A 9,528-nucleotide genomic window follows, 5' to 3' on the forward strand; every position below is an offset into this window, starting at 1 on the left:
CCGGTTGATGCACTAGCGTTTAGTGTACTCTATCTACCTGCAATCTGCTGTATGACTTTGTACATGATTAAGCAAATTAATAGTTAATCATAGTTAAATATGTTGATGTAGCTATTTTAAATTATTCGTATTTTGATTAATGGAGTTCTGATTTTATGAGGATGGGGCTGGGAAGATTGATGGTAATTTTTATTATTGCTTTATTACTTTGTATCTCCCAGCCTTTTTGGTTGAAATCTTAGAAGACTATCCACAGGCGATAAAGTACTACAAACAGAGTTTGGGGATTGCACGGGAAATTAAAGACCGACAAGGCGAAGGGAGAATTCTCGGTCATCTGGGAAATGCTTACAACGCTTTGGGAGACTACAAACAGGCGATAGAGTATCACAAGCAAGATTTGGCGATTACGCGAGAAATCAAAGACCGACAAGGCGAGGGTTATGCTCTTGGCAATCTGGGAAATGCCTACCAAAATTTGAGTGACTATGCTCAAGCTATTAAGTATCATCAGCAAAACTTAGCCATAGCCAGAGAAATCAAAGACCGCCAAGGTGAAGGGAATGCTCTAAACAATCTAGGATCTGCTCTGCGCGAATCCGGTAATCTTGCAGAAGCCGAAAAAATTCTCCGTGCTGGTATTGAAGCGTGGAAATTTCTACGAGGAAGATTAGGCAAAAAAGATGAATTCAAAATATCAATTTTCGAGCAGCAATCTCGTACTTATCGTCTTTTACAAACAGTCCTCATCGCCCGAAATAAAACAAATGATGCGCTAGAAATTGCCGAATAAGGTAGAGCAAGAGCATTTGTTCCGTTGAATTTTTGCTAATAAATGATAAAAATAATCCAGTTTATAAAACTACTTTTCAGTTAACAAGTACACCAGGAATTATTAGTGTCAATTTACCTCAAAATATACCAGCATTAGAAATTGGTAAAAAATATAATTGGGTATTATCCTATATGTGCGAGCCAGCAAATCGCCTGAAGGATACTTTTGTTAAAGGATATATTGAGCGAGTTTCTATCAACTCTAATTTGAAAAATGATTTAGAGAAAGCAAGTAGACCGAGAGAGCGCATTTTGCTGTTCGTTGAAAATGGTCTTTGGTATGATGCTTTGACGATGCTGGCTAACGAACGCCGTCAAAAACCCAAGGATGCACAGGTAACAAAAGATTGGAAAGATTTATTGCTGTCCTCAGAAGGGGACTTAACAGAGATTAAAGAGATTGTTTCAGAACCTATTGTCTCTTGCTGCCAAAATATTGTAACTCAATAGCTGAAGCACCTGAAATCCTTCAACTACTTGCCCCAGGAGTGTCAGCATTTTCAAAGTAATTAACTGTGATTGATTTAGATATTTTTCAAGGTAACTTTGAGAAAATGAGGGCAACATTATACTGACGGTCTTGTTCAATTTGCCAGACCGTTCTTTTTTACCATCAAACTGTACCTTCTAGATAGGTGCTTAATAACTGCACAGTTTTGATCAATAAGTTTCATTTTTTTGAGAGGGTCTTTTACTTCAAATCCTTTACCTGTGGTACTTTAACGAGTCTTCTCGCCCCCTCAAGGGCAAGAGTTAAACGAAAGGGGGTGACTCTATTACTAGAAAATCTCGGCTACTCGGACGATTAAACAGGAAAGCTCGATATGGTAATCCGAAAGAGTACAGAAAGCAAGTAGCGATTGCTCACCGAAGAACTCAGAATTATTGTGTAGTCTGTCTGAGCAGACGCAGTGAACAAATTCACCATGCCTATTATGGCAATGACGTTATTGGAATATCAACATTTCCGACGTGTGCCAGTTGTCATTCTCTTGTTTGTCATAGTCCAACTAACTGGATTATTTGCCGTAGTAATCCTGTGTGGGGCAATCGCAATACAGAGGAATTCATCACGAGATTGAGGCTGGGATATCAAATACTTTACGGAGGTGTTATTTGGTGATTAAGCTATTAATAAAATATGCGCCTGATTCCATCGTGGATGCGGTTAATGCTATTTCTTTAGCAGAATTAGATAAGCGAGGACTAATCATCTGGGCTGATGCAATGCCCCGAGAGCCAGATTCGGAAAACTCAGCATTTAATTTGGCTTCTCGTTTCACTGAAGTAACGCCTGATAATATACTAGAAGTTTTCAAAACTCTTGCTCAAATATACACTAACTACGGTGATTGTTTGGCTTTCAAATATTTGATGGAGCTTTCGACAGAATACTTTGGAATTATTAGAGTTGAATAAAATGTATAACGAGTAGGACGATTTGAGTTTTGAGGAACAATTACACCTGACTGAAGAGGAGATTATCCGGCGGCACAATCAGCAGATGTTTTTGCGCCGCAATGCCCAACTGTTGCAGCAAGAATTGTCACTTGAAGCCAAACTGTTAGAAGAGAATCCAGAGTTAGCCCAAACTATTCATTCTCTTAATATGCGGGAGATTCAGAGTAATCAACGAGGGCTGACACCTGCCGATGAAGCTGCGTCTGCAACGGTTTTGCCATCTCGGATCTCGGCTGATAATCCGCCTTCTTTGAGAAAAGTCTGCAATGAAAAAACACCATAAGCACCTTGTAGAGCGCGATCAAGGGACGCGCGATCACTGAAATCTCCGGCGACAAGTTCTGCCCCCGCTTGTTGGAGTGCATGGGCAGCGGGCTTGTTTGCATCGCCCCCTCAAGCACGTACCTTGAAGTTACCGCGCTTTAAAAGATGACGCGCCACTGCGCCGCCCTGATTGCCGGTGGCTCCGGTGACTAAGATAATTTGTTCTGCGGTTGTTTGCTGTGTCATGTCTGTTTTTTTTATGCTGTTTGTGTATTTGAAATTTATCTTGTCTAAACAGTAGCTTGTACAGAAAAAAAGAAAAAGTAGTTAAAATTCAAAATAGTTGTGCAAAAAATTCAAAGATGCGTTTGGGTTAATGGACAAGCTCAAAAGCCTGATGATTTTTATGCGCTCCGCTCAATATGGCAGCTTTTCCGAGGCAGCCCGACAGTTAGGCATGGCTCCGTCAGCCGTGAGTCGGGCTGTATTGCGCTTAGAAGATGAACTGGGGGTGCGCTTGCTCCAGCGCACAACTCGCAGTTTGACGCTGACCGAAGATGGCAACCGATTTTATCAACGCACTCAGCAAATTCTCAACGATTTGGAAGAAGCCGAACTCGAAGTCAAACAATCGCAATCCATGCCGATGGGAACATTGCGATTGGATCTGAGCTTTGTATTTGGCAAAATGCATATCGCCCCGGCTCTGCTGCAATTTGCCGCACAATATCCAAAGCTAAATTTGAATGTTTCTTTTAACGATCGCCTGATCGATCTGATTGAGGAAGGCGTTGATGCGACTGTGCGGATTGGAATCAGCAGCGATAGCAGTTTAATCATGCACCACCTGGCAACTGCACGCTACATCACTTGTGCCTCGCCGCAGTATCTTGCCCAGTATGGTACACCCATAATACCCACAGAACTATTGCAGCATCGCTGTGTCAACTTTATCTATCCACAGACTCGGCGAGAAGCTAACTGGAAGTTTGAACAAGACGGAAAATCGATTCACCTTGCTGTTGACAGTTATCTGCGATTTGATAACTCAGAAGTCATTTTAGAGGCGGTCATTCAAGGAGCTGGTGTGGTGCAATTGCCCAAATTTATTGCAGCGAACGCGATCGCACGGGGCGACATCCAACCGATTCTCCAAGCCTACACGACCCAAGTCGGATTACCGCTCTCCGTGTTATATCCGCAAAAACGCTATCTCTCGGCTAAAGTTCGCGTTTTTGTTGAGTTTATGAAAGAATTGACGGCTGCTTTAAAGCGAGATGATGTTGTAGATTGAAAGCTATTTATTTAGGGACAGTGGTTGCGTTGAGTCCATTGCTTTTCCCTTTTCCAAGATTGTTTGCACCTTGTGTCACCTTCGGTTCTTCTTCCTTACCGGATTTAACCATTTGCATCAAGTGCTGATTTAGATAACTTTGCGCCGAGATATACAAACTTTCCCAAATCTCTTGATTGCGGCTGATTTTTGTGCCGACTGTATTCCCTGCTGTTTTCTCTGATACCAAGTATTTACGGAAATAGTTAGCCCACAGGTGTTGGAGAAAATCTTCAGCGAATTCGTCAAAAGAAATAATCCACTTATAGTCTTGATCCAAAAATACCCGATAGGACGCAATTATCGGTAGTGCTAAGTCGGTTGGCGCACCAAACCCGAAAGAGTACTTGCTGTCAGGCAACAACGTAGTTTTACGTATATCTATTGATGCTAAATCGTTAGCACCCTTTCTTCTGGGGTTGCTGATATGTTCTTGGATAATTTCATACAGTCTTTGCTCTATCCACAGAGCTTGAGATAGCAGTGCAGAGGAGCAGGGGAGAGTTTTTGTACAAGTTGTTTCCCCTCTGCCCCTCTGCATAAGCGCAGGCAAATCGAGATGTAGTGAGAAATCCGGGTCTTGTGTCACTCTCTGAGGAGTAAAATATTTTTAAAGTGTTTTCTCGGTCTAGAAACTAGGTAGAAGATGGATCTAGCTGATTAGGTGTTGCAACATAAAGCTAGGGATGCGATCGCCACCGTATTATTTGAGCTACTGCAATATGTATTGAAGCTCCTAATTTTCGCATTATCAATCATGCTTTCAGCCTTTACTGAACTGTCTTGCTCTATAGTTTGCTATTTCTAGATGTAAAATACTGCCGATATAATTCACAGGTTGGTATCAGTTTATCTCTTAACTGTTTGATCACTCCCATACTGCTTAGTTTATAAATCATGCTCAAATCTAATGATATGGGTTGTTGAGAATTGATGACAATATCTAAGGCTTTTGCTAATTCAGGTTGTTCTTGCAAGGTTGCTTGATGACGCTGCAAGTGATGTGAATAAATTCCACTTGGTGTAGCTGCTGTATCGAGGAATTGAGCAAAAGTAATTTCTTTGCGACTAAGATGATAAATAGCCATATGTACTAATGCTGGATGTCCTTCGAGCATAGCCATAAGTTCTGTAGCTTCCTGATAGTCAGTCCAGTTAAGTCCATAGCGTTGAGCTAACTGCTGTACCTGCTCTACATTGAAGCTACTTAAGTCTATTGGCAGCCCTACATTAAATGGAGATTGTTTTAACTGGAGAGGTACATAAATTTCAGTTGAGTGAACTATAATCAGTCGTAACTTTTGCCAAATTGGTTCTCTTTTAGCTTCTTCGTACCATGAACGAAACAGAGATAAGACATCTTTTGCTATTAAAGGATGCTCAAAAATACATTGGACTTCATCTAACGATAAAACCAAAGGAGTATCAATTTGCTTTAATAAATGGTTCCAAAAATAGAGAGAACAACTAATTTTACTGCCGATATCTTCATCCCAATATTCTTCTAACTTTGGTTTCAGATGGAGTTGACGAGTAACGTTGGCACACAACCAACGCAAAAATCGATTCAGGTCGTTCAAAATTACGTAGTCAATTTGCTCTAAATTTAAGCTAACAGTGTGGTAGCCTTGGCGTGCAGCATAATCTAAAGTTCTCAAAAGTAAAGAAGTTTTCCCCATCTCTTTAGGTGCTTTAATGCGGACTAAAGCACCAGGTTTTCTAATTTCTTCACAAACTTGCTTTTCAAGTGTAGTTCGTTCTATGTAAAAAGGAGAATCGAGGGGAACTGCACCACTTGGGTAAGAGGGAAAATTAAGGGAGTTGTCAGTATTTTTACTCAACACAGGATAATTGGGGCTAATGTGGTATAAAAAAACTGGTTCTAAGATATTTTTGAGCTTATACTGCCCCAAATTAACTGCATTTACCTGTAAGTGAGGTTTAACCTGGTCGTAGACGGTTTGAGATAAGCAAATTCCTCCGGGTTCAGCTTGTGTGTGCAGTTGTGCCACTAAGTCTACCCCTTTGCCCAAAACATCATTGTCTTTGAAAAATACCTCTCCCAGATGAATGCCAATTTGATATAGCAGCCTATCTGGTTTTAGCAAATTAGTAGCGGCGATCACTAGTGCTTTTTGCATTTCTATGGCACTGTCAACTGCTTTTTCAGCACTTTCAAAAGAAAATAATAATCCATTCTCGAAAGACTTGAGAACTTGTCCGCCAAATTGCTGGCAATACTGACGCATTTGTTGCCAGTTCTGCTGTACAATATCCAAATGTTGCTGATTTACTAGCATTTCAGGTGTAGAAGCTACTATCCGGGCAAACATCAAGGTAAGGTCGGTAGCAACTATCTTGGAATTAGCAAGTTCTAGTGCTAGCTTTTGATTTACCCAATCCAAATTAAAGACTCTAGCATAGATCGGGTTCTTGACTGCTAAACTTCCTTCATGTTGGGTGACAAGTCCCGACAAACGCAATTCTAAGTATTCAGGGGAGTTCTGAGCAGGGATTGTTACCTGTTGTATAATCTGTTGATATAGCTGTAATAATTGTGTACTTTTTGGAGTATTGCGGAGCAGGCGATCGCGTATTGTTCTTAAATGCTCGGGTTCATCTTGAGCTTCCCAATTTTTGATAACTTGGCTTTGGACAATTTGCTCAATCCACTGCGATTCTTCACCATCTTGAGGGGGGCAAAATTCTGTGCTGTTATTGCAGTGATTGACAATTAACCAACACAGTTTTTGGGTAAGAAATGGCTGTCCACCAGTCCAAGATAAAACTTCTTTTAAGACTGCTTGTGGGTTGCTAACTTTTCCTACCAATCTCTTTACTAAAGGTTCGCTATCTTCGATTTTAAATCCTTGAAGTTCAATGGACCGACCGATATTAAAGGGCGTAGAATAGTGTTTGTCTTGAATCAAATCTGAAGGTGCAGCTACTCCCAATAAAGCAAATGACAGTCGCCTATAAGCTGGCTTTATAGCTCGATTTTCATAGCAGTGGCGAATCAAGGCAAAAAATTCGTCGGTGGAAAACTTCAAACCCAGCACGTTATCAATTTCATCAATAAAGATGACAATTTTTTGCGGAATCTGGGTCAGTAATACTGTTTCGATGAATTCATTTAAGGACTGGATCGGGGAAAGATCATCGCGTTCTCTTAACCAACTGCGCCGATTTATCTGTAGTTGAAAACCGCTGACTAATTCTTGAATAATCCCCCCATACCATTGGGGAGCCGTAATTTGCTGGCTACCAATGCCGCTCAATTCAATTTCTGCACAGGCAAATCCTGAGGAGAGCAACTTATTCATTGTCCGTACTCGCAAGCTAGACTTCCCCATCTGTCTTGCGTTGAGAACATAGCAATACTCAAGAGCTAATAACCCTTCGTAAAGTTCAGTATCAGCTTGTCGCACCACATAGGTAGGCGCATCAGGCAGGAGACTGCCACCAGGCTGATACTGATAGATGGGGTTGAATTTGGCAAACATTGGTATTTTTCAGATGCTTTAAACCTTTTCAGTGTTCATTTTTACATGTTTAGGTATTTTTGTATACCTGAATTTAACTGAATTAGCTGAATTTAACTGATTTTTAAGAGTCCTGAATTTAACTCAACTACTGATGTGAAAAAGCAAGCATTATAGGATTCATACACCTTAAATGTAGAACTTACTGCAAGTCTCAATCACAAACCATCCCGACTGCTTTGTCAGTTCACATGAGTTCACATAGGAGAATTAAACATGGCATAAACTGACTTTTGCTCAGGGCAAATTCCGATCACCAGGGTAGCCCGCCTGCTAAAACTGTTTGTTATCAATCTGTTGATATCATTTCCATACACCAGGGCAAACGCATCTAAATTATTGTTGATCACAACCAAGATTAAGAATTAACGAAAGAAAGTATTTCTCACTTAGTTGAATTTACAAAACTCAAAGTGATCGCCTAAACCTTTAGCGATAAGCGTAGGTTAATGAGATTAACTAAGAGGCTATTGAGAATAGATTCTTCTTATTGACATGATGCAGCCAATGCTAAATCAACCAAAAATGTAACTAAAACAAGGACAAAATTATGTCTGCTACAGTTGAAAACTCTCAATCTCAGCAAACCAAAGTAAGTGCAACCGAAGAACAACCAACTGAATTAGTTGTAATAGGAGACTTTACTAATTCTGCCAAAATTTAGACATTCAGTAAATCGCAAAGTTTTGCTTAAGGGCGATCGCCAATTCCCATTTCCGTATAATCTAGTTTTAAATTATACTATCTATCTAAATAGATATTATATTTATTGAAAGAGGTTCAAACACTGAAATTATAAGGAATATACCTTTACTCTAATAATTACCATTGACTTTACCAAAACAGCTAACACTCTCTGATTCAGAAACCCTGTCTTAATGGAAAAGTTTTCGGTCTACTGATTCTAGTTTATTTCTCTGCAAGTATTCATAGAAGCTTACATCTTATGCTACAAACAATAGATGCTCAAATAGAAATTTACAATATGCATAGCATAACACAATTAAAGTTTACTGATACCAATACTTTTACAGAAGATGTTACAAGATCAATTAGTAAGCAGCCGTTTATTACAGGTTTTGATAAACTTCTCAAAACCTGTGTTTTTCAGAAAAAAGGCATGAATCCAAGAACTTTCTGCCGTCGGTGGTTTGGACTGGAAGAAAAGGATAATGATGAACGATTTCGCTACACGGAAAATTTGATTTTAGCAATGGAGTCAGAACATGGTTACAGGGAGAAGTGTATTAATTTACTTGCAAGATTGCTAAAAATTAAACCTAATACTATTCACCGTTGGGGAAAAGGAGTCGAATTTGACAAGATTCCTCCAGATAAACGAGAACAGTACGAAACTTATCTTGGTTATGTTGACACTATAAGAGTTTTGAGTTCAAATCTTGCTAATCTTAATGAAGATTTGTTAAGAAAACTTTTATACAATTTGTAGTTGAAACTTGTTCTTTTGTTAGCTTTCAGATTATGGGCTAAAAAAAATCTAAAACTGTATTCCATACAGAAAAGTATTGAGTCAATAAAAGCTGAAGCTATAAATTTTAGTTAATTAGTTTTTTCTATAAATAGGTAAACAGAAATAAATCTATTCTGCAAGAGCAAAACTATTAATGTCTGCAATACATAAGTTTCTTTAATGTCAAATTTTAAAAGCTATGAACACAGTAATAGTCAAGGAAGTTGATACAGCATTAGTCAAAGAGTCTAAAAATAGCTTGGATGCATTACTCTCTTTGCGCGGAGTTGCTTGCTTAATAGTTGTCATATATCACGGTATTATTATTCCACAACTTTTTGGCTCACAACTTTCTCCTGGCGCACAACTTTCTTCTTTGAGGCAATCAATAATTTATCATGGTTATGACTTTACTTGGATACTTTTTAGTCATGGTCCTGCGGCGGTCTGGATTTTTTTTGTCCTTTCTGGCTATCTGATGGGTAAGGGGTTTTACTCAGGAAGATATATTGCTAATATCTCTGGAATTGTTAATTTCTGGCGTAATCGGATTTTACGTATTTTTCCTTTGTATGAACCTATCCCACTAATAATATTTTGTGAATCCAGATGTGGATAGTAGC

General features: G+C 39.3%; 8 protein-coding genes and 2 pseudogenes. 7 read left to right on the plus strand and 3 right to left on the minus strand.

Going from position 1 to position 9,528, the window contains the following annotated elements; translation table 11 throughout:
- Positions 1–226 precede the first annotated feature (226 nt).
- The 4 genes from ACFE90_RS31700 (at position 227) to ACFE90_RS31715 (ending at position 2,578) form a co-directional block, all read left to right on the plus strand.
- Complete coding sequence (locus ACFE90_RS31700; RefSeq protein ID WP_375506299.1) at positions 227–793, plus strand: tetratricopeptide repeat protein; 567 nt, start codon at positions 227–229, stop codon at positions 791–793.
- A 32-nt stretch (positions 794–825) separates the two neighbouring features.
- Complete coding sequence (locus ACFE90_RS31705) at positions 826–1,284, plus strand: DUF928 domain-containing protein (protein ID WP_375506300.1); 459 nt, start codon at positions 826–828, stop codon at positions 1,282–1,284.
- 669 nt (positions 1,285–1,953) lie between these two features.
- A complete protein-coding gene (locus ACFE90_RS31710; RefSeq protein WP_375506306.1) occupies positions 1,954–2,253 on the plus strand; it encodes a hypothetical protein in 300 nt (99 codons plus the stop codon).
- 22 nt (positions 2,254–2,275) lie between these two features.
- Complete coding sequence (locus ACFE90_RS31715) at positions 2,276–2,578, plus strand: hypothetical protein (RefSeq protein ID WP_375506301.1); 303 nt, start codon at positions 2,276–2,278, stop codon at positions 2,576–2,578.
- Here the strand turns inward: ACFE90_RS31715 and ACFE90_RS31720 are convergent.
- A pseudogene (locus tag ACFE90_RS31720) lies at positions 2,464–2,805 on the minus strand (NmrA family NAD(P)-binding protein). The gene ACFE90_RS31715 and the pseudogene ACFE90_RS31720 sit on opposite strands and share 115 nt — an antisense overlap.
- 130 nt (positions 2,806–2,935) lie before the next feature.
- Between ACFE90_RS31720 and ACFE90_RS31725 the strand changes: the two are divergent.
- A complete protein-coding gene (locus tag ACFE90_RS31725) occupies positions 2,936–3,853 on the plus strand; it encodes a LysR family transcriptional regulator (protein ID WP_375506302.1) in 918 nt (305 codons plus the stop codon).
- Positions 3,854–3,860: 7 nt separating this feature from the next.
- Here the strand turns inward: ACFE90_RS31725 and ACFE90_RS31730 are convergent.
- Positions 3,861–4,376: pseudogene (locus tag ACFE90_RS31730) on the minus strand (abortive phage infection protein); the annotation flags it as partial.
- 304 nt (positions 4,377–4,680) lie between these two features.
- Positions 4,681–7,395, minus strand: coding sequence for an AAA-like domain-containing protein (locus ACFE90_RS31735; RefSeq protein WP_375506303.1), 2,715 nt, complete (start codon positions 7,393–7,395; stop codon positions 4,681–4,683).
- A 985-nt stretch (positions 7,396–8,380) separates the two neighbouring features.
- Between ACFE90_RS31735 and ACFE90_RS31740 the strand changes: the two genes are divergently transcribed.
- Both ACFE90_RS31740 and ACFE90_RS31745 read left to right on the plus strand, forming a co-directional pair.
- On the plus strand, positions 8,381–8,884 hold the full coding sequence (locus tag ACFE90_RS31740) for a hypothetical protein (protein WP_375506304.1): 504 nt from the start codon (positions 8,381–8,383) through the stop codon (positions 8,882–8,884).
- 220 nt (positions 8,885–9,104) lie between these two features.
- Positions 9,105–9,524: an acyltransferase family protein gene (locus ACFE90_RS31745; RefSeq protein WP_375506305.1), complete on the plus strand. Its 420-nt coding sequence runs from the start codon at positions 9,105–9,107 to the stop codon at positions 9,522–9,524.
- Positions 9,525–9,528 lie beyond the last annotated feature (4 nt).

It is taken from the genome of uncultured Nostoc sp. (assembly GCF_964245445.1).
In the GTDB taxonomy this organism is placed as follows: domain Bacteria; phylum Cyanobacteriota; class Cyanobacteriia; order Cyanobacteriales; family Nostocaceae; genus Nostoc.